Raw genomic sequence first — 25,894 nt, forward strand, 5'->3', positions numbered from 1 at the left:
TGAGCATATGAATCGTTCGAGAGAGAGACCCGCCGGCGAGCTGAGGCCGATCAGCATCACCCGGGGCTACACCGAGATGACGCCCGGCTCGGTGTTGATCGAGTTGGGTCGTACGGTGGTGCTGGCCACTGCCTCGATCGCGGACACGGTGCCGCGCTGGATGCGGAACACCAACCGGGGATGGGTGAAGGCCGAATACGCCATGCTGCCGGGCTCGGGCAACCAGCGGATCTCGCGGAGTTCCTACACGTCAGGGCGTCCCAAGGAGATCTCCCGGCTCATAGGGCGATCACTTCGCTCGGTGGTGGCGTTGAACAAGATGCCCGACACGATGGTCACGGTCGACTGTGATGTCATCCAGGCTGACGGAGGAACGCGCACAGCGGCGGTCAACGCCGGATGGATCGCCCTTCATGACGCCCTGGAATGGGCGGTTGCCGAGGGGCTGGTGGCAACCAACCCGCTGCTCGACCGGGTGGCGGCCATCTCGGTGGGCTTGGTGGGAGGCGTAGCGTTGCTCGACCTGGAGTACGAGGACGACATTGCCGCCTCGGTGGATCTGAACGTGGTCATGACCGGCCGCGGGCTGCTGGTCGAAGTCCAGGGCACGGCCGAGCAGCTTCCGTTCAGTCGGGCCGAGCTGGATGAGCTTCTGGACCTGGCCGCGAGCGGAATCTCCCACATCGCAGACCTCCAGGCGGAGCTGGTGGCCGGGTGAGCCGTCCGCTCATCGACCGCGCGGTGGTGGCGTCCAAGAACCCGGACAAGATCGCCGAGCTCGAGACGTTGCTGGCCCGGCATGGGCTGGTCACCGACGTGGTCCGCGGGTTGGAGTGGCCCGATGTGGTGGAGGATGCCCCCACGCTGGAGGGAAACGCCCTCCTCAAGGCCCGCCAGGTGGCGCGCAGCACGGGCCTGCCCTCGATCGCCGACGACACCGGCCTGGAAGTGGACGCCCTCGGAGGAGCACCGGGAGTTCATACGGCCCGGTACTCGGGACCGGATGCCACCTACCAGTCGAACGTAGACGCTCTCCTGGCAGCCCTTCGAGGAGTGGATGACCGGATCGCCCGTTTCAGAACGGTGGTCGTGGCGATCCTGGCGGACGGCGCCGAAGTGGTTGCGGAGGGAGAGTTGGTAGGGCAGATCACCCGGGCGCGCCGCGGGTCCGCCGGATTCGGATACGACCCGGTCTTCGCCGTGAATGGCCGGACCCTGGCCGAGATGGGGCCACAGGAGAAGGACCTGATCAGTCACCGCGCTCGCGCCATCCAAGCGCTGGCGGATGCCCTGGCGGCGCGCTCCGGTTCCGGCTAACCGGGCGGTCCACTAGTGGTCTGTCTGTGGAATGGCGGTGTGGTATGGCGTCGGCAGTGGTGTTCCTCGCAAGGCCCGCTGACGAGGGCGTGCCCGCAGCGGCACGTTGAGGAAGCGGAACGCAGCGACGGGGCGCCGATGACCGCCAGGTCACGCCTGGTTGTTTCGCAGACAGACCACTAAACTGCTCCGTGGGTCGCTAGCTCAATCTGGCAGAGCAACGGACTCTTAATCCGCAGGTTCCGGGTTCGAGTCCCGGGCGACCCACCCCGGGACGGTCCGCAGTGGTCAAGCAGTGTCCCTCGCCGCGGGTGTGGCGGAACGGTAGACGCGCCAGGTTTAGGTCCTGGTGGGCAATGCCCGTGGGGGTTCGAGTCCCTCCACCCGCACGCCACCTACCCGAATACCGTTGCCTGATCAGGGTGGCCGGCCACTACGGAGTGTCGGTCCCGGCCGGGACAAGGTACGGGAGGACTGGGATGTGCTCATCCTGGACCCCCGGCTACCGCCATCCGGCGACCATGTCGAGACCTCACCGCGTCCACTGTCTTTCCCCCACGCAAAGCCCGGCTTCTACTGTGACGCCCGATCCTCTGCGCCGAATAGTCCCGGCCCCGCTTGGCCTCCTGATGGCATCGGCAGTGCGATAGAAGTGATGTCTCTCTCGGCGAAGGGAATGGCCGATGGCGGCTACCGGTTCCGGCTCAGCCACTCCCGGACCATCGACCTGAGCGTTCTCAGGGGCACGGCTCCGTTGCCGAGGATGGTTCCGTGAAAGTTCCTGATGTCGAAGGCCTCGCCGAGCGCGGCCTCGGACTCGGCGCGCAGCGACTCGATTTCGAGCCGACCGATCATGTAGGAGAGAGCTTGGCCGGGACAGGCGATGTATCGGTCGACTTCCTCGGTGATTTCATGGAGCGACATGGGCGAGTGGTCGGCCAGGAATTCGATAGCCCTGCGGCGGGACCATCCCAGGGCGTGGATGCCGGTGTCCACCACCAGTCGACCGGCCCGCAGCGAGTCGGCGGTGAGCATCCCCACCCGCTGCCAGTCGTCCTCGTAGAGCCCCATCTCGTCAGCGAGGCGCTCGCTGTACAGGCCCCATCCCTCACCGAAAGCGGGCAGGTAGGTGTTGCGATGGATGTCGTGGATGCCGGTGTTCTCGATGGCCAGCGCCATCTGAAGGTGGTGTCCCGGTATGCCTTCGTGGTAGGTCACGGCGGGAATCTGGAAGGTTGTCCAGGCGCTCGGGTCGGCGACGTTGAAGAAGAACCGTCCCGGTCTGGCGCCGTCCGCAGTGGGTGGGTAGTAGTAGGCGATGGCCCCCAGGTCGATGGGGTCGGCCTCGCAGGGCGCTCGGGGAGTGGGATAAAACCATGCGTCCATGGCGGCGGAGGCCTTGTCGAGACAGCCGAGTGCGTCGGCCACAAGTTCCTCGGAGTCGGCGTACCGAAGCTGTGGATCATCGCGCAATCGCACGTAGATCTCGCTGACTTCGTGGGTGCCGAGCAGCGGACCGGCCAACCGGCGGTACTCCTCTTCCAGCAGCCCGATCCTCTCCAGGCCCAGTTCGTGAATCGTCTCGGGTTCCGTGTCCAGGGTCGTGTGGCCCCTGACCATGTCGCGGTAAACCGCGTCGCCTCCCGGGAGGTGGCAGAGTCCGGCCCGATCGGAGGGGCGTCCGGCGGGAAGAGTCACCTTCCGCAACACTTCGGCCAGGCGCGCCAGACCCGGACGCACCCCGTTCTCGATCGCCTCGATCAACCCGGACCGCCACCGCTCGGCCTCGCGGGAGTCCATCTCGGTGGGAGCTGCCTGGGTGGCGATCATATCCTCCGCGGCGGGTCGGGACAGGAGATCATCGAGCATCTCGATGGTCTGGCGCACATGGAGGGCGAGGGGCGTGACCCCGGTGGCGGCGCCTTCCGCCAGACGGTCCGCCAGATGGTCGATCATCGCAGGAAAGGCGCCCAACTTGCGCAGGTACCGCAGGCCGTGGTCGGCGGTGACCAGAGGCTGCAGGCACAGCGCCGGCAGCAGGGTGCTGAGCAGCCCGGATTGGGCATTGGGCGCCTGCAGCTGCGGCCACCACACCCCTACGGTCGCATCCATGAAGGCGGCCGCGGCTACGGTCTCGGCCAGTATCCGATCGGAAGGCTGTTGGTTGACAGCCTGGGAGGCCTCATCGGCGAACCGCAGATTCGCCTCCCTCGAAGCGGCCCGTCCTTCGGCCGAGAGATCGTCCCACCGCTCCAGGTATCTCAACTCGCCGCGGGCCAGGTTGCCGAAGTGCTGGTGTTCCAGCCGGTACCGCCAGTACTCCTCGGCCAGCTCGCGAGCAGGCTTGGTCATGGGATCGAGAAGCCCCGGCGCCGGGTGATCCAGGGGTGGCCGGCCATCAGGATCGCGACCCGGGCACGCTTTGGGCGGCGCGCATGAAGTTCGAGTACAGCATCCGGGCGGTGGTTTCGAAGTCCGTCATGTGGCATCGGGCGTCGGCGGCCAGCGTCTCGACAGCGCGGGGACCGAGAAGGGTCTCCAGAGCGGTGCGGTAGGCGTCGACCGCAGCCCAGTTGCATACCGTGTCCTCCTCCACCTCCACGTGGTACTGCATCGACCATGCTCGTGGACCCACCCGCATGGCCTGTACCCGGCAGTCCGGCGAACTCGCCAGGACCACCGCGCCGTCGGGTGGCTGGGCCACCCGCACGGAATGCCACTGCAACACGACCTGGCTCTCGGCCATCTGATGGAAGATGGGATCCGCCCCGGCCCTCGTCCGTCAAGTCCACCCTGGACACTCCGATCTCGGGCGGTCGTTGCGGTCCGCAGGTGCCGCCGAGAGCGTCCGCCAGCAGCTGGTGTCCCAGGCACAGGCCCAGGAAGGGTCGTTCCATCTCTCGCACCCACTTTCGGATGGCCCGTTTCTCCTCAACTAGCCACGGATGCTCCTCCACATCCCACACATCCATGGGACCGCCCATCACCCAAAGGACGTCGTATCCTTCCAAGGGCGGGATCGGATCGCCCTTGTCGAGTTCGACCGCGGTCCAGTCCATACCGTCCTCGCGAAGAAAGTCGCGCAGGCGGCCGGGATGTTCGCAATCGATGTGCTGGAAGACGAGCAGTCGCACGGACCGGGTCAAGACTTAGCCGGTTTGTAGGTCCATCGAGGCTCCAAGTCCTTCCCTTTCCGCCGACGACGCCGGACTGTTGCTACCTACTGGAACGACACGAACACCGGCACCGGGCTCAGTTCCAGTACCTGATCCGGTGTGGCGGTGGGGGAGTCCTCGTCGTAGAAGTTCTTCCAGCCCCACCAGAACTGATCGGCGTCGGGCTCGAGGGTCAGGGCGTTCCAGGTGTTGTACTTGGAACCGAGGGATCCCTGCCCGTCCATCTGGATCAACACGGCCAGCTCCGACGGCGTCTCGATGAGGGAGCGGTTCGTGATCATCGAGAAGCGGAACTGGTGGATGATGAAGAGCTTCTGGGGGAGGGCTTCCTCGCGGACGATCCCGGCCAGCCAATCGGCGACCCGATTGATCTCCGCCGCGTCGACCGTGCCGATCTGGCGTAGATGGACCTGATCGGGCTTCAGTCTCCACTCGGGATCCAGCGCCAGGCCCACATGGGGCAGGCGGAGGAACTCCTCGTAGATCTTCGCCTGGGTCAGGAAGTCGGTGCGTCCCGGCTGGAGGTCCAGGACCACGTAGACGTCGTTGGCGGCTGCGATCTCGATCCACGGTCGGATCACGTCCAGCTTCGTTTCCGACGAGTAGTCGCCGTCCCGGCCGGCTCCGGCCGAGGCGACCGTGGCGATTATCTCGAAGGTGGGAAGCACGATCGAGCCGTCCGCTCCATAGCCCTCCATGATCGAACGGAGCCGGTCGACGCCCTCGTCGGGGCCTTGCTCGCCCAGCACTCCTAGGGCGGATGTCACCGGGTGGCCGTATATGGCCACCAGGCGCCGCAGGATGCCATCGCCGAACATGATCTGGCCGCCACCCGGAATCTCGTCGCCCCGCCGGACCACATCCAGTTGCCAGGCGGAACCCGCCTCCGAGTCCCAGAGCACGTCCACCGTGGTGGCGCCGGCGATCATCTCCCTCACCTCGGCCGAGGCGGCCCGGAGGTCCCCCTCCACCGCGACCACCGCGGCGCCGAGTTGGAGACCGAGGGCGGTCAGCGGGGCGGGAGGCGTGGCCGGATCCACCAACCAGACGCGTTCAGCAGTCGTCCCGCCGGACGGGAGTTCCGCCTGCCAGTCGACCGCCAGCGGCTCCACGGTGAATCCGGTGAGAGCTTCGCTGAGTATCCGCTCGTCGAATCCGGCGGCCACGATCCGTTCCGGCGCCAGGCGTCGGAGCTCGGCCATCAGCCGGGCATCGAACCACTGGCCTACCAGGAGCAGAGGCCCTCGAATACCGCTTGCCGTCACGGTGGCCATGGCCGGCGGGCTGGTGGCGAAGGCCAGGCCCACTTCGTGAGCACACGAGAACGCCGCCTGCGATATCTCGATGCTGGCCGGAACGGGGGCGGTCTCGGTGAGATGGAAGTCGTCCGGGATACGAGGGGTGCAGTCCCTCGCCAACGGAGTTGCCGTGGGGCTCGTGGACGAGACGGAATCGGGCTGTGAGGAGGGTCCATCCGATGAATCCTCCATCTCGGTGACAGTGCCGCCGTGCAGGCCGGTATCCGGAGATGCCGTACCTGCTGTGAGTCCTCCGGCGGAGGTGGTTGGATCTGCCGGTGAGGCGGATCCCGTGGAGCCGGACGGTGGGGCCGTCTCCGCCACCTCTCCGCCCGATGAGCATGACGAGGCGATGACCGCCAGAAGCACCAGGACCGCAATCCGGCCTGTCGCCGGACTGAGAACCTTCTTCCCAAGTGCGCTCGTAGGGTTAGTATCTCTGCTCAACGAGCGCTCCTGGGGGTGCTCGACCGGGCTGTGGCGCAGCTTGGCAGCGCGCCTGCTTTGGGAGCAGGAGGTCGTCGGTTCAAATCCGACCAGCCCGACCTGATACCTCCCTGCGTGAAGGCTAGCCGTTCGGCCTCCGTTTTCGGCGGACCTGTCCGGGTGCCGGCGCGTCCCAGCCGGCCGGGTTCGGCATGTATCATGGGGTGGCCCGGCGGGTGTAGCTCAATGGTAGAGCTCCAGCCTTCCAAGCTGGTGGTGAGGGTTCGATTCCCTTCACCCGCTCTGACGGAATAGTCCTGGACCGGGCTGCCGCGGAGCGTAGGGCTGACCAGCCCCCGTAGCTCAGTGGACAGAGCAGGAGCCTTCTAAGCTCTTGGTCGGAGGTTCGAATCCTTCCGGGGGCGCGCCACGATGGGTACTGATCCGGGTATGGCGAGTCCTGATAACAAGAAGCCGGGTGTAGTGCCCGGCGCATGGTGGCCGTAGCTCAGCTTGGTTAGAGCGCCTGGTTGTGGTCCAGGAGGTCGGGGGTTCGAATCCCCTCGGTCACCCTGGTGCTGTCGCTCGACAGCACCTTGCCTAGCCCGACTCCAGGGAGTGTCTTGTCTTTCACCGTTGCTGAAGTGAGCGAATTCGAGCGCCGTGTAACCCTCCTGCTCGATAGCAATAGGCTGGAGGCGGCCGAGACCCGCGCCGCCCGGAGGCTGTCGCGCGAGATCCATGTCAACGGTTTCCGCCGCGGCAAGGCGCCCCGCCGCATGGTGGAGCGGGTGGTCGGCAGGGAGCGAGTCCGCAACGATGCCATCGAGGACCTGCTGACCGACCGGCTCCCCGAGGTGTGGGAAGGCACCGGTCTGACGCCGGCGGTCTCGCCGGTGGTGGACGGCATCAGGGAGGTCACTGAGGGCGTCGAGGTGGACCTGTTCGTGAGCCTCTGGCCCACGCTGAGCACTCCGCCCGTCTATGAGGGACGGACAGTGGAGCTCGAAGTCTCCGAAGCGATTGGCGAGGAGGCTGTCGAGCGGTACCTGGACATCTACAGGGAGCAGTTTGCCGAACTGGAGACGGTGGAAAGGCCCTGCCGAGCGGGTGACTACGTAGCCATCGACCTCCGCTCCTCGCACGAAGGGCGCCATCTGGAGGCGCCTTCGGCCACCGGGTTTCTGTACGAATTGGGTGTAGAGGCGCCCGTCGAGGGCTTGACCGACCATCTGCTGGGTTGCGAGGCCGGCGCGGTGGTCGAGTTCGAAGCGCCGCTCCGCATCGCGGTCGGCGACCTGCCCGAAGGCACGGTGATCGGGGTGCGGGTGGTCGTCGAGGAGGTCCGGGAGAAGCTCCTTCCGGACCTGGACGATGAATGGGCATCGGACTTCACCGACTTCGACAGCGTGAGCGAGCTGCGGGAACGGGTGTACGAGGATCTGGAGGGAGAGCGGCTCGACTCGTTGCGAAGCCAGCTACGCGGCACCCTGTTGACGATGCTCGCCGAGGAGATGGCGCTCGGCATACCGGAAGCCGTCGTCGATGCGTCCGCGGTGAGGTTGTACGAGGACTTCCGCGCACGCCTCGATGAGCAGGGGTCGACAGTCGAGGAGTACCTGGAGGCGACCGGACAGGACATCGAAGCCGTGTTCGGGCGGTTCCGTGACCAGGCCACGGCGCAGATACAGGTCCGGGCGCTACTGGATTCGGTTGCCGCGCACGCCGGAATCGAGGTCAGCGACGAGCAACTCCTCGATGCATACCAGGCTATTGCGTCGCGAACGGATCAGTCGGTCGACAGTCTCGCCGAGGAGCTCGCGGGCAGTGCGCTAGAAAACAGCGTGCGCAGTGATATCCTGCGGACCCGGGCACTGGACGTTCTCATGCGAGGTGTGGTGGCCACGGATGGTGACGGGGCTGTGATCGACCTCCGGCTCGATCCACCCGATGCCCCGGAGATCGTCGAAGCCGAGATCGAGTGAGGAGAGCTGTGAGCGAGATCATGCTGCCGGTGAGCGCCGTCCTGAATCCTCCGGCCACGGGCTACCTGGTACCGACGGTGGTCGAGTCCACCAGCCGGGGCGAGCGGGCCTTCGACATCTACTCCCGCCTGCTCAAGGACCGGATCATCTTCCTCGGCACGCCGATCGACGACGCGGTGGCCAACCTGGTCATGGCGCAGTTGCTCCATCTCGAATCAGAGGATCCCGACCGCGATGTCAACCTATACATCAACTCCCCAGGTGGCTCCATCACCAGCCTGTTCGCGATCTACGACACCATCCAGTACATCAAGCCGGACGTCAGCACCGTGTGCATGGGGATGGCCGCTTCGGCGGCCGCGGTGATCCTGGCGGGCGGCGCCAAGGGGAAGCGGTTCGCCCTGCCGCACGCCCGGGTGATGCTCCACCAGCCCCAGGGAGGGGCGAGCGGGCAAGCCACGGACATCGAGATACAGGCCCGCCTGATCGTCCAGATGAGGGAACAACTCAACCGGATCCTGGCCAGCCACACCGGCCAGGACTACGAGAAGCTGGCCCAGGACACCGACCGCGACTTCTGGATGCTCGCCGAGGAGGCCAAGGAGTACGGGGAGCACGGCATCGTGGACGCCGTGCTGACCAGCCGGGAATTGGTAGCGGTCGAGGATCTCTGAGGCGTGGCTACCAAATACGGGGACGGGAGCGATCTGCTCAAATGCAGCTTCTGCGGTCATTCGCAGAAGCAGGTCAAGAAGCTGATTGCCGGGCCCGGGGTCTACATCTGCGACGAGTGCGTCCTGCTGTGTACCGAGATCCTGGACGACGACCTCTCCACCAGGGAGTCCGAGCAAAGCGGGGAGTTGCCCAAGCCATCCGAGGTGTACGACTTCCTGGACGGCTACGTCATCGGCCAGGCGCGGGCCAAGAAGACCCTGGCCGTGGCCGTCTACAACCACTACAAGCGGGTGCGGGCCGGAACACCCCGCAAGGAAGAGGTGGAGCTCTCCAAGTCCAACATCCTGCTGATAGGGCCCACCGGATGCGGCAAGACGCTGCTGGCCCAGACCCTGGCCCGCATGCTTAACGTGCCCTTCGCCATCGCCGACGCGACCGCGCTCACCGAGGCGGGTTACGTGGGCGAGGATGTGGAGAATATCCTGCTCAAGCTGCTGCAGGCCGCCGACTACGACATCAAGCGAGCCGAGCAGGGCATCATCTACATCGACGAGGTCGACAAGATCGCGCGCAAGGCCGAGAACCCCTCCATTACGAGGGACGTGTCCGGCGAAGGCGTGCAGCAGGCCCTGTTGAAGATCCTGGAGGGAACGGTGGCCTCCGTACCCCCGCAGGGTGGCCGCAAGCACCCTCACCAGGAGTTCATCCAGATCGACACCACCGACGTGCTGTTCATTTCGGGTGGGGCGTTCGCCGGGCTCGAGGAGGTGATCTCCCGCCGGATCGGCAACAAGGTGGTGGGGTTCGGAGCGGATCTCCGATCCCGTCCCGACCGGCCCCAGGAGGAGTTGCTCTCGGAGGTCATGCCGGAGGACCTGATCAAGTTCGGTCTGATCCCGGAGTTCATCGGGCGGCTTCCCATGGTGGCCACCGTCAACGCGCTGGACAAGGAGGCGCTGATCCGGATCCTCCAGGAGCCCCGCAACGCCCTGGTCAAGCAGTATGCCCGGATATTCGAGCTCGACAATGTGGAGCTGCTGTTCGAGGACGATGCGCTCGATGCGATCGCCGACCTGGCGATGCTGCGCGGCACCGGCGCCCGCGGTCTGCGGGCCATCCTGGAGGAGGTCCTCCTGGACACCATGTACGAGCTTCCCTCCCGTACTGACATCGGCCGGGTGGTAATCGACCGGAAGGTGGTCGAGGAGAAGACCAACCCGACCCTGCTCGCGATCAGTGATATCGAGAAGCGTCGCGAGAGGAGCGCGTAGCCGCCCGGCCCGGGTCGGGTAAGCGCGGCCGATTTCGTCTCCGCCATGACCACCAGCCCCCCCGACCCCCTCCAGGGAAGCTACGACCCGCAGAGCGTCGAGGCGCGCTGGTACCCGATCTGGGAACGGTCGGGTGCATTCCGTCCCGAGGTCAATCCGGACGGCGAGCCCTTCTGCATCGTCATCCCGCCCCCCAACGTGACCGGCGTGCTCCACATAGGGCATGCCCTGGACCACTCGATCCAGGACGCGATCATCCGGCGGAAGCGCATGCAGGGCTACGCGGCCCTCTGGCTACCCGGCACCGATCACGCCGGCATCGCCACCCAGATGGTCGTGGAGCGGGAACTCGCCCTCGAGGGTCTCAGCCGGCAGTCGATGGGCCGCGACGCGTTCGTAGACCAGGTCTGGCAGTGGAAGCGGCAATCAGGAGGCGCCATCACCCAGCAGATGCGGGCCCTTGGGGACTCGTGCGACTGGACGAGGGAGCGCTTCACCCTCGATGAGGGTCTATCCGCTGCGGTGCGAGAGGTGTTCGTGCGCCTCCACGAGAAGGGGTTCATCTACCGGGGGCAACGGATAATCAACTGGTCGCCCGGACTCAGGACCGCCATCTCCGATATCGAAGTGGAGTACAGAGAGGTTGACGGCCGGCTCGTCCATATCACCTACCCCTTCGCTGACGGGGATGGTGCGGCGGGCATAACCGTTGCCACTACGCGGGCCGAGACGATGCTGGGCGACACGGGCGTAGCCGTCCACCCCGGCGATGACCGCTACCGGCATCTGGTCGGCCGGACGGTACGCCTGCCGCTCATGGGGCGGGACATCCCGGTGGTGGCCGATGAAGCGGTCGACCCGGACTTCGGGACCGGGGCGGTCAAGGTCACCCCGGCCCACGATCCGCTCGACTTCGAAATCTCGCAACGAACCGGGCTGGCCCCCGTCCAGGTGATCGGCGAGGACGGAAGGATGACCGCCGCGGCCGGCGAGTTCGCCGGGCTGGACCGGTTCGAGGCCCGGACGAGGGTGGTCGAAGCCCTCAGGACCGGCGGGTACCTCCAACGCATCGAGGAGCACCGCCACACGGTGGGCCACTGTTCCCGTAGCGGCGCGCCCATCGAGCCGCTCCTGTCCAACCAATGGTTCGTGCGGGTCGCGGAACTGGTGGGCCCCGCGGTAGAGGTGGTGCGGGAGGACCGGGCCAGATTCGTTCCCAAGCGGTGGGAGCGTAACTACTTCCGCTGGATGGAGAACCTCGAGGACTGGTGTATCAGCCGCCAGCTCTGGTGGGGTCATCGGATTCCGGCATGGTATTGCGAGGCCGATGGCGAGGTGACGGTGGCGGTGTCCCGACCGCCTGGTTGCGCGAAGTGCGGTTCGGAGCGGTTGCGGCCCGAAGAGGACGTCCTGGACACCTGGTTCAGCTCGGCCCTATGGCCCTTCAGCACCCTCGGATGGCCGGAGGAGACGGCAGACCTGGAACGGTTCTATCCCACCGATGTGCTGGTCACCGGCTACGACATCATCTTCTTCTGGGTGGCCCGCATGCTGAAGATGGGCATGCAGTTCGCGGGGGATGTCCCCTTCCGTGAGATCGTCATCCACGGGTTGGTCCGGGCATCGGACGGGCGGAAGATGTCGAAGTCGCTCAACAACATCGTGGATCCCTTCGAGATGATCGAGCAGTACGGCGCCGACGCCCTCCGGCTCAGCCTGCTGCAGTCGGCATCCCCGGGCCACGACGTGCCCTTCGATGTCAGCTGGGTGGATGCGGCCCGGCGCTTCGGCAACAAGCTGTGGAATGCCACCAAGTTCGCCCTGATCCACCTGCCGGCCGGTTCGGTTCCCGAATCCGGAGGCTATCCGGATGACCCGGGTCCGGTCGACCGGTGGATACTCGAGCGGTTGGGTGAGGTGGCGGCGCGGTTCGACGAATTGTCCGATGCGCACCGCCTGTCGGATGCCTTCTCGCTCATGTACTCGTTCGCCTGGTCAGAGGTCTTCGACTGGTATCTCGAGATGTCGAAGCCGGTGCTGGCGGCCGGAGGTCCCGAGGCGGAGCCGGTGATCCGGACCCTGGGAGTGGTCATGCGCGACATGCTCAAGTTCTTTCACCCGGCCATCCCCTTCGTCACCGAGGAGCTATACAGCCATCTGGTGGGCGACGGCTTGCTGATCGTCTCGTCGTGGCCGGATGTGCCTCGTTACGCGGCGCCCGACGGCATGGAGACGCTCCAGGATCTGATCACGGCCCTGAGGGCATCCCGGTCATATCACGGGTGGTCGGCTCGCGAGGAACTCAACGCGGTGGTTCATGATCCGGACGGCGCCTGGCGTGACTGGTGGGCACCCCAGCTCGCCTCGTTGGCGGGGGTCGACGCCAGGGTGGGCGGCCCTCCGGAAAGCTCGGGCTACCTGCGGGTGGCGGCCGGCCCGTTGGAGGCTTACGTGGAGGTTCGGGGTGTCATCGACATCAAGGCCGAGCAGGAGCGGCTGGGACGCCGCCTCCAGAAGGCCCGCGCCGAGCTGCAGCAGTCGGAAGCCAAGCTGTCCAACCCGTCCTTCCGCTCCCGCGCTCCCGGAGAGGTCGTGGCCAGGGAGGAGCAGAAGGCGGTCGCCTCCCGAGCCCTGGTCGACAGATTGGTCGGTCAGCTCGAGGCTCTCGGAGAAGTGGTTGGGTAGCCGGCGCGCCGGCCGGGATGCCGGTCCGCAGCCGGCCGAACGTTGAACCGGATGGACTACGACGAGGCCGTCGCTTATCTCGACCGGCACATAGAACTGGGGTGGAAGCCGGGGCTCGAGCGGATCCATCGCCTGCTGGAGATGATGGGCTCTCCCCACCTTCGCAGCCCGGCGATCCATATCACAGGAACCAACGGCAAGACGACGGTCACCACTGCGGCTGCCTCCGTCCTGGATGAGATAGGTCTTAAGTCGGGCACGTTCACGTCCCCGCATCTCGAGCGGGTGGAAGAACGGTTCAAGGTGGCCGGCGAGATGGCGACGCCGGAGCAGTTCGCGCGGGCCGTGACGGACGTCGCCCCGTTCGTCGACCTGCTGGAGGCCGAGACCGGGGAGCGCGCCACCTACTTCGAGTTGACCACGGCGGCCGCTTTCGCCCACTTCGCCAACGAAGCGGTGGATGTGGCTGTGGTGGAGGTTGGGATGGGGGGTCGCCTCGACGCCACCAACGTTTTGGAGAGCCAGGTGGCGGTGCTGACCGGCGTTTCGATCGATCACGCCGAGTACCTGGGGACAACCGAGGTCGAGATAGCGCGTGAGAAGCTGGCCATCCTCAAGACAGGCGGGGTGTTGGTAACCGGGAACCTCCCCGACGATGTGGAGCCGGTGGCAGATAGGAGAGCGGACGAGGTCGGCTCGGTGCGCCGTGCCTTGGACAGGGACTTCCGGATCGAGGACCTGCGCATGTCGGTGGGGGGCTGGTCATACGATTTCGACGGGATCTACGAGCAATATGACGACCTGTACGTTCCCCTGCACGGCCGCCACCAGGCAGCCAACGCGGCCGTGGCCGTGGCGGCGGTCGAGGAGCTGTTCGGGCGCGCCCTGCCGTGCGAGGCGGTCCGGGACGGCTTGGTCGGCACCACGGTTCCGGCCAGGGTGGAAGTGGTGGGAAGGGCCCCTCTGGTCGTGCTGGACGGCGCCCACAACCCGCAGGCCACAGATGCCCTGGCCCGCACGCTGCGCGAGGAGATGCCGGCCGCAGGTTGGACCCTGGTGGTCGGCGCCTTCCGCGACAAGGACATCCACGCCATGCTGGCGCCGTTCGCGGGACTCGTCGGTCAGGCCATCGCCACCGCGGCGGATCATGAGCGAGCCGCCGAACCGGGTGAGTTGGTGATGGCTCTGGAGAGGGTGTTACCCGGTATTCCGGTCACCTGGGTCAGGCCCGTCAGCGCGGCCGTGGAGCTGGCCAGGGAGTGGAGTCGAGCCGAGGGCGCCATCCTGGTGACCGGATCCTTCTACGTGGCGGGTGAGGCGCGTACCGCACTCGTCGGGTAGGACGGTGCTGCCGACGTAGGCGGGAGGGGGTCGCACGCTCCCCTGTCGCAGGCGACGACGTGGTACGCCACCCGCGAACCCCGCAATGGTCGCTTTCGGACCCTCCTAGAATCCTCCTCCGGACCGTCAACCGTTTCTCGAGCCATGAGTGGCGCGGCTCCATCGGGGCCGGCTCCGGATCCCCCGGCGCTCGGACATGAAAGGCAGGCATAGAGATGGCCCATGAGGACACCTTCATAATGGTGAAGCCGGACGGGGTGAGACGCCGTCTCGTGGGTGAGGTCATCTCCCGGTTCGAAGCCAAGGGACTCGACCTGTGTCGCCTCGAGATGGTTCTGCCCGACAGCGCCATCGCGGCCGCGCACTACGCGGAGCACGAGGGCAAGCCCTTCTACGAGGGCCTCATCGACTTCATCACCTCGGGTCCGGTGGTCGCCATGCACTGGTCGGGCGAGTCGGCGATCGCGGTGGCTCGAGCCATGATGGGGGTTACGGATCCCGCCCTGGCGCGTCCGGGCACCATCCGGGGTGATTTCGGGCTGGAGGTCGGGGAGAACATCGTCCACGGATCCGACAGCCCGAAGAGCGCTGCTCGCGAGTTGGCGCTCTGGTTCCCGTGATGGCTACGGACCGCCGAGCCAACCGGCAAACCGTAGCGCCGATCCGTAGGGTAGAGTTGGCCCGAGACCTGCGACAGGGACCTTTCACCGATGCCAGATAACCCGTTCGTCGTTGCCGGCCAGGACATGGCCGTGGACCTGGGTACAGCTAATACCCTCGTCTACGTCCGCAACCAGGGTGTCCTGCTCAACGAGCCCTCGGTGGTGGCGATCAACACCAACACCAACGAGGCGCTGGCCGTGGGCATGGACGCCAAGCGCATGATCGGCCGCACCCCCTCGCACGTCAAGGCGATCCGGCCTCTCCGGGACGGCGTGATCGCCGACTTCGACATCACCGAGCGCATGCTCCGTTACTTCATCAAGAAGGTGCACCGCCGCCGGTGGGCCAAGCCCAGGATCGTGATCTGCGTCCCGTCCGGCATTACCGGTGTGGAACGTAGGGCCGTGGAAGAAGCGGCCTACCACGCCGGCGCCCGCAACGCGTTCACCATCGATGAGCCGATGGCGGCGGCCATCGGATGCGGATTGCCCGTGAACGAGCCGACCGGGTCGATGGTGGTCGATATCGGTGGAGGAACCACCGAGGTGGCGGTGATCGCCATGGGCGGCATCGTGGTGTCGAAGAGTGTCCGCGTGGGTGGCGACGACATGGATGAGCGGATCGTCGAGTGGGTGAAGAAGGAGCACAACCTCCTGCTGGGCCTGCGGACCGCGGAGCAGATCAAGATGGCGATCGGCTCGGCCTATCCGTACCACAACGAGCCCAGCGCCGAGGTGAAGGGTCGGGACTTGGTGGCCGGCCTGCCCAAGACCATTCTGCTCACGGCATCCGAGGTCAGGGCAGCCATCCAGGAACCGCTATCCATGATGATCGACGCGGTCCGTTACACCCTGGACAACACCCCGCCCGAGCTTGCCGCCGACTTGATGAACGTCGGAATCGTGATCACCGGCGGGGGCGCCTTGCTCAAGGTCCTGCATCACCGGTTGGCGTTCGAGACAGGCCTGCGAGTTGAAGTCGCCGAACGGCCTCTGCAATCGGTGGTGGTCGGATCGGGCCGATGCCTGGAACAGTTCGACGTCTTGCAGGGAGTCCTCGAGTCGTCCGGGCGGTTCTAGGAGGGTACCGAAATTGTCCGGTTGGCCCGATGAGTCTGCGACGAGAGCCCTGGTCGAGGTATTGCGGGCCGATCCATCCCCGCCCTTTTGAGCACTCTTCCAGGCGTGTGGTCTGTACGGGATTCTTCGGCGCCCTAGGGCTCGGTTCCAGGTCCGGCAGCCGGGCCTGCCGGATGAAGTGAAGGGCCAGGGAAATCTCCGTTCCGCCAAGACTCTCGAATGCCGGAAGACGGGCCCTGCGGCGCGCCGGAAGCAGGAGGAAGGGGGGCGTCCCGGCGGATCGGTCCGCTTACGTAGCCATCGGCCTGCTCGTAATCTCCCTCACCCTCATGACTCTTGACATCCGTGCTTCCAGAGGAGGGTTCGGGGCGGACCTTCGCAACACCGCACAGGTGGTCATGGCGCCGCTCCAGGCGGCTGCGAACGCGGTGGTGACCCCAGTCGTGAGCTTTTCCGACGGCCTGTCCAACCTGGCCGGGCTCCGCGAGGAGAACCAGCGACTCCGCGACCGGATCGAGTCACTGGAACGGGAAGCGGCTCAGGTCGGTCACCTGGAGGCCCAGGTATCCGAGTTGGAGACGCTCCTGGCGCTGCGCCTCGGCGAGGACCTGTATCAACTGGCCGTCTCCGCTGAGGTCACTGCTCGGGGAGGGACTCTCGACCCGACCCTGACCATCGACCGTGGTACCGGTGACGGGGTTCATACGGGCCAGCCGGTGGTGGACGGGCAAGGGGCGCTGGTCGGCCTGGTGTCCGAGGCGAGTGAGACCGGGGCCAATGTCGTGCCGATCACGTCGCGCCGGGCGCCGGCGGTCACGGTGCGCCTGCCCGACGGACAGCGCGGGGTGGTGACCGGACAAGGCGCCGGAGCCCTGGAGCTCTCCATTCTGGAAGCGTTGTCTCCGCTGGAGGGCGGCGAGTTGCTGGTGACCTACGGGCCCTACGGAGAGTCCGGCGCTTACCCGAAGGACCTGGACGTCGGCGTCGTGGCCGAGGCGTCGGAGCCGCAGTTCGGGATCATCAGGGTCCGGGTGGAACCCATCGGTGACATCGAGCGCCTGGAGTACGTAGCGGTGATCCCCTGGCCCTCCTCTCCAGCGCCACAGCTCGAAGATGGCGAGTCCGCCGGACTTCCGGAGGTGGGCGCCGGCTCGACCGACCAGGTCGGCGAAACGGATGCGGGAACGTAGATGGCGGGTCTGCGGTTCCTGCTCTCCCTGGTTCTGGTGATGGTGGCGGCCCTCATCCAGACCAGCGTGTTCCACAGCATCAGACCCTTCGGCGCGAGTCCCGATGTCGTCCTCTTGATGGTGGTGGTCGGTGCGATGTGGCTCAAGCCCGAAGTGGCCGTTTTGCTGGGGTTTCTCGGCGGGCTGCTGCTCGATTCGCTCGGATCGGCGCCTCTGGGCCTGAGCGCACTGGCATTCACCGTGGGCGCGTATGTCACGGTACGGAGCCGGGATCGGTTCAACTACGGACTCCTGATCGGCGTGTTGACCGCCGGCGGCATCACACTGGTCACGCTGGTTACCAACGCTCTGATAGGTACCCTGTTCGGTGAGGGCACGCTGGGCAATCCTGACATCATCAGGACGTTCCTACTGGTGCCGGTCTACAACATGTTGTTGGCGCTGGGCGTCCTCCCGCTGGCCGACGTGCTGTTCTCGCGGGTGGCCGGCCCTCGCCATAGCTGGGTCCGGAGCCACTTGTGAACGACAGGAAGCGGCCTGATGGGCGGGCACAAGCGACGAACATCTGGCGCGTGGGGGTTCTGGCCCTACTGTTCACCGGGGCGTTCTCCATCCTGTTCTTCCGGCTGTGGTTCGTTCAGCTCGCCGCCGGCCCGGAGTGGCTCCTGGAGGCCGACCAGAACATCGTCAGCAGCGAGCCGATCGCGGCGCCGCGAGGCGACATAGTCGATCGGAACGGCATCGTGCTGGCCACCTCCGTGCCGGGTCTCGTTATCGAGATCGACCGGTCGCTCCTCCCCGTCGCGGTCGAGGACGACGTACTCCAACGACTCGCGGCCATCCTCGACCTGTCGCCCGTCGAAGTGCGCGAGGCGGTGGAACGAACCCGCTCCGGAGAGGTGGCCGCGCTGGCGGAGTTCGAGATCGATGCCGATACGGCCTACCTGATCATGGAGCAGCGAGCCACCCTGCCGGGTGTCACCGTGCGAGCCCTGCCCGTTCGCGGGTATACGGAGGGGTCGTTGATGGGTCACGTACTGGGTCATATGGGATTGCCCTCACCGGGCGATCTCGAGCGACTACCCACCTCGGATACCAACACGCCGATCGGGAAGCTCGGGGTGGAGCGGGAGTACGACGAGTTCCTGCAGGGGACCCCCGGCAAACACGTGTACCGGATAAATCCGGAAGGCGCCATTCTCGAGGAGATCGGGACCGTTTCTCCGGTCACCGGCGCCACGGTCCGGCTGACCCTGGACGTGGAGGTCCAGGCAGAGGTGGAGAGGATCCTGGTCGAGGCCATCGCCCTGTCCAACGCGCTGAAGGAGACCCAGGACGAGGAGGATCCGGACCGGACGCCGCACCCGACCGAGAGAGCCACGGCAGTGGTGATGGAGGTGAACACGGGCGCCATCCTGGCGATGGCCTCCTACCCGACCTTCGAGCCGCAGGCGTTCGTGGGCGGCATCGACTTCGATTCCTTCGAGGAGCTGTCGGAGCGCCAGGCCTTCAACAACCTGGCCATCCAGGGTGTAAAGCCGCCCGCATCCACCTTCAAGGCCATCACCTACGTCACTGCTATGGAGGAGAACATCTTCCCGGAGGGAGTGTCCACTCCGGAGGAGACAATCGAGTGCTCGCCGCAGCTGGCGCACCGCTTCGAGGACGACTCGCAGCATCTCTGGAGGAACTGGACATTTCCCGAGTCGGACGGGCCGCAGAACCTCCATGATGCTCTCCGGCGGTCCTGCAACATCTACTTCTGGGAGGTGGCACTCTCCATATGGAGGGCTTTCCGTGGCACCGACCGGGAGGGGATGGTGCAGGAGTGGGCCCGGGCGGTTGGCGTGGGCCGCCCCACCCAGATCGACCTCCCGTTCGAGCATGAGGGCATCCTGGGCGATCGCCAACTCTTCGAGGAGTGGCAGGAACGGCAGCCGTGGCGGGTCCGGGCCGAGGGCTGGCTCGGCGGCGACCTCATGAACCTGGTGGTCGGCCAGGGCCCGATCGTGACCACGCCGTTGCAGATGGCGGTCGCCTACGCGTCGATGCTCAACGGCGGCACCGTCTACCAACCGAGGGTGGCGGACGCCATTGAAACCGCGGAAGGGGAGCGGCTGAGAACCCTCGAACCCCGGGTGCTCCGGTCGGTGGACATCGGTCCGGAAACCGTCGCGTCCCTGAGACGTGACCTGACCTCCGTGGTTCGTTCCGGCACGGCGCGGCGCGCATTCGAGGATCTGGGCGGACTGGTCGAGTTGGTGGGAGGCAAGACCGGCACCGCCCAGTCTTTCACCGACCAGCAAGGTGTCTTCCACGACTCGACGGCATGGTTCGTCGGTGTGGCGCCGATCGACGCCCCGCGGTGGGTGGTCGCGGTGATGGTGGACGAGGGCGGTTCGGGAGGCGCGGTGGCGGCGCCGGCGGCACGCGCCATATTCCAGTACCTGCTCGGTGCCGACGTCACGCCCCTGGTGGCCGGCGAGGACACGGAGCGGTAGAGCATGGCGGTGCTGGGTCGTTCCCTGGAGGGCGTGGGCGGGATATTCGAGGACCGCCCCAGGCCCACTCCCGACGTGATCGTCTTCGTGCTGATGGCCGCCCTGATGGCCCTGGGGAGCGTGATGGTCTACTCGTCGACCTTCGTCCGGCTGGAGGAGGAAACGGGCGATCCCACGTCTGCGATGCGGAGGCAGATGATCTTCGCGGGCGTGGCGCTGATCACCTACGTGGCGGCGTCGATGATCGACTATCGCCTGTACCGGCGCATTCCGACTCTCATCTACAGCATCATGATCATCGCCCTGGTCGGCGTCCTGTTCGCCCCTCCGCAAAAGGGCGCCACCCGCTGGATCCCCGTGGGGGGCTTCCAGTTCCAGCCGTCCGAATTCGCCAAGGTGGCCCTGATAGTCGCGCTGGCGAGCCTGCTGGCGATGGGGGCCGGGCGGCGCCTGTCGTGGAAGCCCCTCGGGACGGCCCTGCTGATGGCGGCCGTCCCGAGCTTCCTCATCTTCCTCCAGCCCGACCTCGGCACCATGCTGGTGGTGGGTTTCATCACGGTCGGGATGCTCTTCGCAGCCGGCTCCAGTTTTCGCCAGATGCTGGTCCTGGGAGCTTCCGGGGTCGTGGGTGTGGTAGCGGTGTTCCAACTCGACATCCTCAAGTCCTACCAGGCCGCCCGGCTCGCCGGGTTCTTCGACCAGACCGCAGACTTGCAGGGTGTCAACTGGAATCTCTACCAGAGCCAGATCGCCATCGGCTCAGGCCAGCTCGTCGGGCGGGGGTTGTTGCAGGGCACGCAGACCCGTCTCAGCTTCATCCCCTCCCAGACCACGGACTTCATCTTCACGGCGGTGGGGGAGCAGTTCGGCTTCATCGGCGGCTCGGCCGTGATCCTCGCCTACGCCATCCTGATATGGCGCGTGCTGATCGTGGCCGCGGGAGCGCCCAACGCGTTCGGGTCCATGATCGCGGTGGGCATGGCCGCGCTCCTGTCGTTCCACGTGTTCGTCAACATCGGTATGACCGTCGGCCTCGTACCGGTGACCGGGCTCCCGCTGCCGTTCATGAGTGCCGGTGGTTCAGCCATGATCGCCATGGCGGGTGGGCTGGGGATAGTGAACTCTGTCTGGCGATCGAGATCGCCGGTCAGCGACCGGCCGGAGGCGCGCGATCTCTGAACTAGGTGTTAGTATCACCTGCGGTGGGTGGCGGCTCGACCGAGCCTGACATCCAGTTGCCCCCTACCAGGCCCGTCCCGGAAGGCCCTTCCTCGTGGGTAGTCAATCTCTCCGGGACGATTTGCGATGAGTCGCAATGGCACGAGGACTTGTGGACCTTCGACCAGATGTATCTGGAGTGAGCACTAGACCGGTTCGCCTTCGAGGGGTTCGATGAGTCACGGAACAACGAGGCGTCGTCGGCATGGGAAATCGTTCCCTCTGAGGCCGGCGGCAGGCCGGCAGGCAGGGTCCGCGCGGGCCGGGCCCACCGGCATACGTCGAAGCAAGTAGCCGCACCGGCAGGAGAAGGGGACCGGAGACCGTGACGGAGCAGCAGACCAGAGTCACTGCCCGTACTGGTTGCACCGTCGTCCGAACGCTCCTGGTTTCAGCCCTGACCGTCGCGTGCGTCCTTTCAGATCAAGGAGACATCAGTAATGCCTTTCTTTCGGCGCAAGACAGCCGAAATAGTTCGCCGCGGAGTCGGCGACGAGTCGACCGAAGAACGAACAACCAGAAAGATCAGCGGTAAGACCGTCAAGGTCCGGCGGGTAAGAGAGCTGCCGAAAAAGCCGAATCAGGTGGCCACCAAGGCCGCCGGCAAGCGGAAGAAGAGACAGCCCAAGCAAGGGCCGGCCCGGTCCGGAAGCCGTCATCGCGGCCGTTCACGTCCCCACATGGAGGGGACGGTTCCGCTTCCCGCGGCCGGACGCCGCCAGATGCTGGTCCGGGTGTTGCCCCACCAGACCCAGATCGTGGTGCTGGAGGGGTCGCTGCTGGTGGAGCACTACGTCCACCGCTCGGATCAGGAGTCACTGGTCGGCAACATCTACAACGGCGTCGTCCGCAGCGTGCTTCCGGGCTTGGAGGCCGCTTTCGTGGATATCGGCACGGAGAAGAACGGCGTCATCTATGCCGGGGATCTCAATTCGGCCCGGCGTACCCATGGTCGGGGCCCCCGCATCGAGCGCCAGCTCAAGAAGGGCGACCACCTTATGGTCCAGGTCGACAAGGACCCGATGGGCAGCAAGGGACCTCGGCTCACCAGCCAGATGACCTTGCCCGGCCGGCACCTTGTGCTTTCCCCCAAGAACTCCATGCTGGGTATATCCCGCCGCCTGCCCGAGGCGGAACGCAACCGGCTGCGACTCCTACTCCAGGCGGAGCGCCCGCCCGGCTTCGGCCTCATCGTGCGGACGGCCGCGGCCGGTTCGTCGCGGCGGGAGATCGTGGCCGATATCGCCCGCCTCAAGGCCAAGTGGGCCGAGGTCGAGGCGGCCGGTAAGGACGCGTCCGCGCCCCGGCTGATCCACGAGGAGCCCAGCCTCCTGATCCGGGTAATCCGTGAGCACTTCACGGAGGATTTCCGTCGCCTGCTGATAGATGATCGGCGGGCTCACGAGGCGGTCCTCGGGTATCTGAAGGACGTTTCCCCGGAGTTGGTCGCCCGGGTGCATCTCAGCCAGGTCCCGCATCAGAGCCTGTTTGCCCGATTCCGCGTGGACGACCAACTCCGCCGGGCGCTGGACCGCAAGGTGTGGCTGCCGTCCGGGGGACACCTGGTAATAGACCAGACCGAGGCGCTGACGGTGGTCGACGTGAACACCGGCAAGTACGTGGGGGAAGCGAACCTCGAGGACACGGTCCTTCACAACAACCTCGAAGCCGCCGAGGAGATCGGGCGCCAGCTTCGCCTGCGAGACATAGGTGGCATCATCGTCATCGACTTCATCGACATGGAGGTCAAGAAGAACCGTGAGGCGGTCCTGGAGCGGCTCCGGGCGGCGCTCGCCGCCGACAAGACCACCACTCAGGTGCACTCCGTCTCGAGTCTCGGCCTCGTGGAGATGACGCGCAAGAATGTGTCCAGCGGTCTGATAGAATCCTTCTCCGAGCCTTGTCCCACCTGCGACGGACGCGGCCTCGTGCTCCACGAGAAAGCGGCTACATCGGGGGTTCCGATCAACCCGGTGGGCGACAAGGTTGCGATGTGAACGCTGGTCGGCGCGGAGAGCGCCCGGCCGGGATCGGGTCGAAAGGTTGAATTCCGAGATGTACGCGATCATCCGCTCGGGTGGCAAGCAGACCAGAGTGTCCAAGGGTTACGTGATCGACGTGGAGTTGCTGAACGATGCCGGGGACGAAGTGACCTTCACTCCGCTGCTGGTGGTCTCTGATGACGGCGCCGTGATCACCGGCCGGGAGGAACTGGCCGGAATGCAGGTCAAGGCCCGGGTACTCGGCAACATCAAGGGTCAAAAGGTCGAGGTGTTCAAGTACAAGAACAAGTCCGGGTACCGTCGCAGGAAAGGCCACCGCCAGCGCCATACCCGCCTCGAGATAACCCATGTGGGCGCCGTCACTTAAGGAGGCCTGAAGTGTCCAAGACCAAGGGTGGTGGGTCCACCAAGAACGGGCGGGATTCGCACGCCAAGCGGCTCGGCCCGAAGGTTTTCGATGGTCAGGAGATCACGGCGGGGACGATCCTGGTTCGCCAGCGGGGCACCCGCATCCATCCTGGAGTCAATGTACGCCGCGGCGGCGATGACACGCTCTTCGCGATCGCTCCGGGCACGGTGAAGTACCACCGTCAGGGAGGTCGCCGCCGGGTGAGCGTCCTTTCCGACCTTCGCTGATCATTAGGGCACCGGCACGGAACATCCCTGACCGCGGGACGGTGGATCGTGTTCATCGACCAGGTCCGCGTCCACCTTCGATCCGGTAACGGTGGGGCCGGCGCGGTGTCTTTCCGCCGGGTCGGACGCCGCCCCCGGGGGAAGCCGGCCGGCGGATCGGGCGGGCACGGCGGAAGCGTGGTCGTCGCCGTGGACGAGGGAATGTCCACATTGCAGGACTTCCGTCGGCGTCCCCACCGCGCAGCGGATGGCGGGAGCCATGGTGCGTCCGACCTCCGCCACGGCCGGCAGGGTGAGGACCTGATCGTGCGGGTACCCCCCGGCACGATGGTGATCGATGACGAGGACCGGCTGGTGGCCGACCTGGTGGCCGCCGGCCAGGAGGTCACGGTGCTGGAGGGCGGCCGGGGAGGCCGCGGCAACGCGGCGCTGGTCTCGACCTCCAACCGGGCGCCGTCATTCTGCGAGCAGGGCGAGTACGGAACTGAGGCTTGGTTCACCCTGGAGATGAAGTTGGTTGCCGATGCGGCGTTGATCGGCTTCCCCAACGCCGGCAAGTCGACCCTGATCTCGCGGATATCGGCGGCCCGCCCCAAGATCGCCGACTATCCCTTCACCACGCTGGTCCCCAACCTGGGAGTGGTGACGATCGACGACCGGTCGTTCGTGATGGCCGATGTGCCCGGCCTGGTGGAGGGGGCTGCCGAGGGCAAGGGACTCGGGCACGAGTTCCTCCGGCACTGCGAGCGAGCCCGGGTGCTCGTGTTCCTCCTTGACCCGTCACCTCTGCAGGAACTCTCTCCGGAACGCCAGTACGAGGTGCTCGAGCGCGAGCTTCGCATGCACGACCCGGGCCTGGCGGATCGCCCGCGCGTGGTGGCCGTCACCAAACGTGACCTCTCTGTCGAGAGCCCGGTTACCACTGCCCTGCTTGAACTCGCCCCGGACCTGATCGAGATCAGCTCGGTGGCCGGACAGGGCCTAGATGACCTGGTCCATCGGGTCGCCGACGCCGTTGACCGGGCGGCGAGTACGAGCGACCAGGGCGAGGGTTATGTCCTGCATCGTCCGCTCGGCGCCACCTTCGAGGTGGAGCGCGTGGATGGCGTCTGGGTGGTGAACGGCCGCGCCGCGGAACGGGCCGTGGCTTTCAACGACCTGACTCTGTCCGACGCCGCCCGGCTCGCTTCCCGCCGGCTCTCTCGTCTCGGCGTGGATGATTCGCTGCGCAGAGCGGGCGCCCAGGAGGGCGACGAGGTACGGATCGGCGACCTGGTATTCGAGTATTCGGAGCCCGACGTTGGATAGGGACACCGCCGGGCGTCGCGAGCCGCCGCCACCGGGGAGCCCGGTAGTCCTCAAGGTCGGCTCGTCCAGTCTCACCCGCGCGGACGGCTCGGTGGACGAACGGGCCGTTGAGCGTGTCATGTGGCAGGTGAGCGCCTTCTGGGAGGCCGGCCACCCGGCTGTGCTGGTCTCCTCGGGCGCAGTAGCGGCCGGATCGCCGGCCGTGGGCGGACGTCCTTCCGACACCACGGGCCTGCAAGTGGCGGCCGCGGTAGGCCAGACGTTACTGATGTCCCACTACAGCCGGGTATTCCCGACCGTCGGCCGGACGGTGGGCCAGGTGCTGCTGACCGTGGACGTGCTCCAGATGCGGGCCCAGTATCTCCACGCTCGGGGGACCCTGACCCGGATGTTGGAGCGAGGGATAGTCCCGATCGTCAACGAGAACGACACGGTGGCCATCCACGGCTGGAAGATGGGCGACAACGACCGGCTGGCCGCCATCGTGTCTCACCTGGTCAGTGCGGGGATGCTGGTGCTCCTGACCGACACGGACGGCCTCTACTCGGCCGATCCCCGCTCGGGGGAGGGGGAGCCGATCCGGACCGTCCGCCACCGGGATCCCATCCTGGACCGGGTGGCCGCGGGAGCACCCGGGCCGGTTGGATCGGGAGGGGTGCGAACCAAGGTGAAGGCGGTGCGGATGGCGGCTTGGTCCGGCATCCCCACCGTGATCGCCAGGTCGGACCGGCCGGGTGTCATCGACACCATCATCCGAGGTGGTGCTACAGGCACGTACGTGGTGCCCGGCGCCACCAAGCTGTCAGCGTGGAAGCTGTGGCTGGCGTTCGGGCAGCAACCCAGCGGCACGCTGCGGATCGATGATGGTGCGGTGCGGGCCCTGGCGCGCCGCGGCGGCTCGCTACTGCCGGTGGGGGTCACCGGACTGGACGGCGAGTTCCCGGCAGGCTCGTCGGTGGAGGTCCGGAGCCCCGCGGGTGTTCTGGTGGGGAAGGGGCTCGTGACATCCGACTCGGATCAGATCAGGGATCGGATGGGAAAGCGCAGCACGGATACCGGTCTCCCGCCGGAGGTGATCCACCGCGATCGCCTGGTGGTCCTGCTGAACGGTTGAGCCTCCGC

20 protein-coding genes, 6 tRNA genes and 1 pseudogene are annotated in these 25,894 nt (G+C 66.4%); 24 read left to right on the forward strand and 3 right to left on the reverse strand.

What is annotated here, in order from left to right:
- Positions 1-7: 7 nt before the first annotated feature.
- From rph to ACOQPD_RS01615, 4 genes are all read left to right on the forward strand, one after another.
- Positions 8-718, forward strand: coding sequence for a ribonuclease PH (gene rph / locus ACOQPD_RS01600; RefSeq protein WP_420613164.1), 711 nt, complete (start codon positions 8-10; stop codon positions 716-718).
- Positions 715-1,317 (forward strand): RdgB/HAM1 family non-canonical purine NTP pyrophosphatase, encoded by a 603-nt coding sequence (gene rdgB / locus ACOQPD_RS01605; RefSeq protein WP_420613165.1) that lies wholly within the window; start codon positions 715-717, stop codon positions 1,315-1,317. The genes rph and rdgB overlap by 4 nt, the downstream gene beginning before the upstream one ends.
- A gap of 193 nt (positions 1,318-1,510) precedes the next feature.
- Positions 1,511-1,584, forward strand: a tRNA-Lys gene (locus tag ACOQPD_RS01610).
- A gap of 40 nt (positions 1,585-1,624) precedes the next feature.
- Positions 1,625-1,706: transfer RNA gene (locus tag ACOQPD_RS01615), tRNA-Leu, on the forward strand.
- A gap of 301 nt (positions 1,707-2,007) precedes the next feature.
- Here the strand turns inward: ACOQPD_RS01615 and ACOQPD_RS01620 are convergent.
- The 3 genes and pseudogenes from ACOQPD_RS01620 to ACOQPD_RS01630 form a co-directional block, all read right to left on the reverse strand.
- Positions 2,008-3,669 carry a DUF885 domain-containing protein gene (locus ACOQPD_RS01620; RefSeq protein ID WP_420613166.1) on the reverse strand — a complete coding sequence of 554 codons (1,662 nt, stop codon included), beginning with the start codon at positions 3,667-3,669 and terminating at the stop codon, positions 2,008-2,010.
- A gap of 46 nt (positions 3,670-3,715) precedes the next feature.
- Positions 3,716-4,451: pseudogene (locus tag ACOQPD_RS01625) on the reverse strand (type 1 glutamine amidotransferase).
- Positions 4,452-4,537: 86 nt separating this feature from the next.
- Positions 4,538-5,911 (reverse strand): hypothetical protein, encoded by a 1,374-nt coding sequence (locus ACOQPD_RS01630; RefSeq protein ID WP_420613167.1) that lies wholly within the window; start codon positions 5,909-5,911, stop codon positions 4,538-4,540.
- 351 nt (positions 5,912-6,262) lie between these two features.
- Between ACOQPD_RS01630 and ACOQPD_RS01635 the strand changes: the two genes are divergently transcribed.
- The 20 genes from ACOQPD_RS01635 to proB all read left to right on the forward strand — a co-directional run bounded on the left by ACOQPD_RS01635 (position 6,263) and on the right by proB (position 25,886).
- Positions 6,263-6,336 (forward strand) — tRNA-Pro (locus ACOQPD_RS01635).
- Between the two features lie 113 nt (positions 6,337-6,449).
- Positions 6,450-6,520 (forward strand) — tRNA-Gly (locus tag ACOQPD_RS01640).
- Between the two features lie 49 nt (positions 6,521-6,569).
- Positions 6,570-6,642: transfer RNA gene (locus ACOQPD_RS01645), tRNA-Arg, on the forward strand.
- Positions 6,643-6,714: 72 nt separating this feature from the next.
- A tRNA-His gene (locus ACOQPD_RS01650) sits at positions 6,715-6,789 on the forward strand.
- A 51-nt stretch (positions 6,790-6,840) separates the two neighbouring features.
- Positions 6,841-8,202 (forward strand): trigger factor, encoded by a 1,362-nt coding sequence (gene tig / locus ACOQPD_RS01655; RefSeq protein ID WP_420613168.1) that lies wholly within the window; start codon positions 6,841-6,843, stop codon positions 8,200-8,202.
- Between the two features lie 20 nt (positions 8,203-8,222).
- Positions 8,223-8,876, forward strand: coding sequence for an ATP-dependent Clp protease proteolytic subunit (locus ACOQPD_RS01660; RefSeq protein ID WP_420614415.1), 654 nt, complete (start codon positions 8,223-8,225; stop codon positions 8,874-8,876).
- A 3-nt stretch (positions 8,877-8,879) separates the two neighbouring features.
- Positions 8,880-10,148, forward strand: a complete 1,269-nt coding sequence (clpX, locus tag ACOQPD_RS01665) for an ATP-dependent Clp protease ATP-binding subunit ClpX (protein ID WP_420613169.1) — start codon at positions 8,880-8,882, stop codon at positions 10,146-10,148.
- Between the two features lie 45 nt (positions 10,149-10,193).
- Positions 10,194-12,833: a valine--tRNA ligase gene (locus ACOQPD_RS01670; RefSeq protein WP_420613170.1), complete on the forward strand. Its 2,640-nt coding sequence runs from the start codon at positions 10,194-10,196 to the stop codon at positions 12,831-12,833.
- 51 nt (positions 12,834-12,884) lie between these two features.
- Positions 12,885-14,174 carry a bifunctional folylpolyglutamate synthase/dihydrofolate synthase gene (locus ACOQPD_RS01675; RefSeq protein ID WP_420613171.1) on the forward strand — a complete coding sequence of 430 codons (1,290 nt, stop codon included), beginning with the start codon at positions 12,885-12,887 and terminating at the stop codon, positions 14,172-14,174.
- A 215-nt stretch (positions 14,175-14,389) separates the two neighbouring features.
- On the forward strand, positions 14,390-14,794 hold the full coding sequence (ndk, locus tag ACOQPD_RS01680) for a nucleoside-diphosphate kinase (protein WP_420613172.1): 405 nt from the start codon (positions 14,390-14,392) through the stop codon (positions 14,792-14,794).
- Positions 14,795-14,884: 90 nt separating this feature from the next.
- Entirely contained in the window at positions 14,885-15,916 is a 1,032-nt protein-coding gene (locus ACOQPD_RS01685; protein WP_420613173.1) for a rod shape-determining protein, read from the forward strand.
- A 329-nt stretch (positions 15,917-16,245) separates the two neighbouring features.
- Entirely contained in the window at positions 16,246-17,106 is an 861-nt protein-coding gene (mreC, locus tag ACOQPD_RS01690; protein ID WP_420613174.1) for a rod shape-determining protein MreC, read from the forward strand.
- The gene (mreD, locus tag ACOQPD_RS01695; RefSeq protein ID WP_420613175.1) at positions 17,107-17,628 is read left to right on the forward strand and encodes a rod shape-determining protein MreD; all 522 of its coding nucleotides are present in this window, start codon (positions 17,107-17,109) and stop codon (positions 17,626-17,628) included.
- Entirely contained in the window at positions 17,625-19,607 is a 1,983-nt protein-coding gene (locus ACOQPD_RS01700) for a peptidoglycan D,D-transpeptidase FtsI family protein (RefSeq protein WP_420613176.1), read from the forward strand. Before mreD ends, ACOQPD_RS01700 begins: the two co-directional genes overlap by 4 nt.
- A gap of 3 nt (positions 19,608-19,610) precedes the next feature.
- The gene (gene rodA / locus ACOQPD_RS01705; RefSeq protein ID WP_420613177.1) at positions 19,611-20,786 is read left to right on the forward strand and encodes a rod shape-determining protein RodA; all 1,176 of its coding nucleotides are present in this window, start codon (positions 19,611-19,613) and stop codon (positions 20,784-20,786) included.
- A gap of 479 nt (positions 20,787-21,265) precedes the next feature.
- On the forward strand, positions 21,266-22,822 hold the full coding sequence (locus tag ACOQPD_RS01710) for an Rne/Rng family ribonuclease (RefSeq protein ID WP_420613178.1): 1,557 nt from the start codon (positions 21,266-21,268) through the stop codon (positions 22,820-22,822).
- A 46-nt stretch (positions 22,823-22,868) separates the two neighbouring features.
- Positions 22,869-23,195, forward strand: a complete 327-nt coding sequence (gene rplU / locus ACOQPD_RS01715; RefSeq protein ID WP_420613179.1) for a 50S ribosomal protein L21 — start codon at positions 22,869-22,871, stop codon at positions 23,193-23,195.
- A gap of 11 nt (positions 23,196-23,206) precedes the next feature.
- Entirely contained in the window at positions 23,207-23,464 is a 258-nt protein-coding gene (gene rpmA / locus ACOQPD_RS01720) for a 50S ribosomal protein L27 (protein ID WP_420613180.1), read from the forward strand.
- 48 nt (positions 23,465-23,512) lie between these two features.
- A complete protein-coding gene (gene obgE, locus ACOQPD_RS01725) occupies positions 23,513-24,772 on the forward strand; it encodes a GTPase ObgE (RefSeq protein WP_420613181.1) in 1,260 nt (419 codons plus the stop codon).
- The gene (gene proB / locus ACOQPD_RS01730) at positions 24,765-25,886 is read left to right on the forward strand and encodes a glutamate 5-kinase (protein WP_420613182.1); all 1,122 of its coding nucleotides are present in this window, start codon (positions 24,765-24,767) and stop codon (positions 25,884-25,886) included. The genes obgE and proB overlap by 8 nt, the downstream gene beginning before the upstream one ends.
- Positions 25,887-25,894 lie beyond the last annotated feature (8 nt).

Origin of the sequence: Candidatus Spongiisocius sp. (assembly GCF_965221825.1) — a bacterium.
GTDB lineage: Bacteria > Actinomycetota > Acidimicrobiia > Spongiisociales > Spongiisociaceae > Spongiisocius.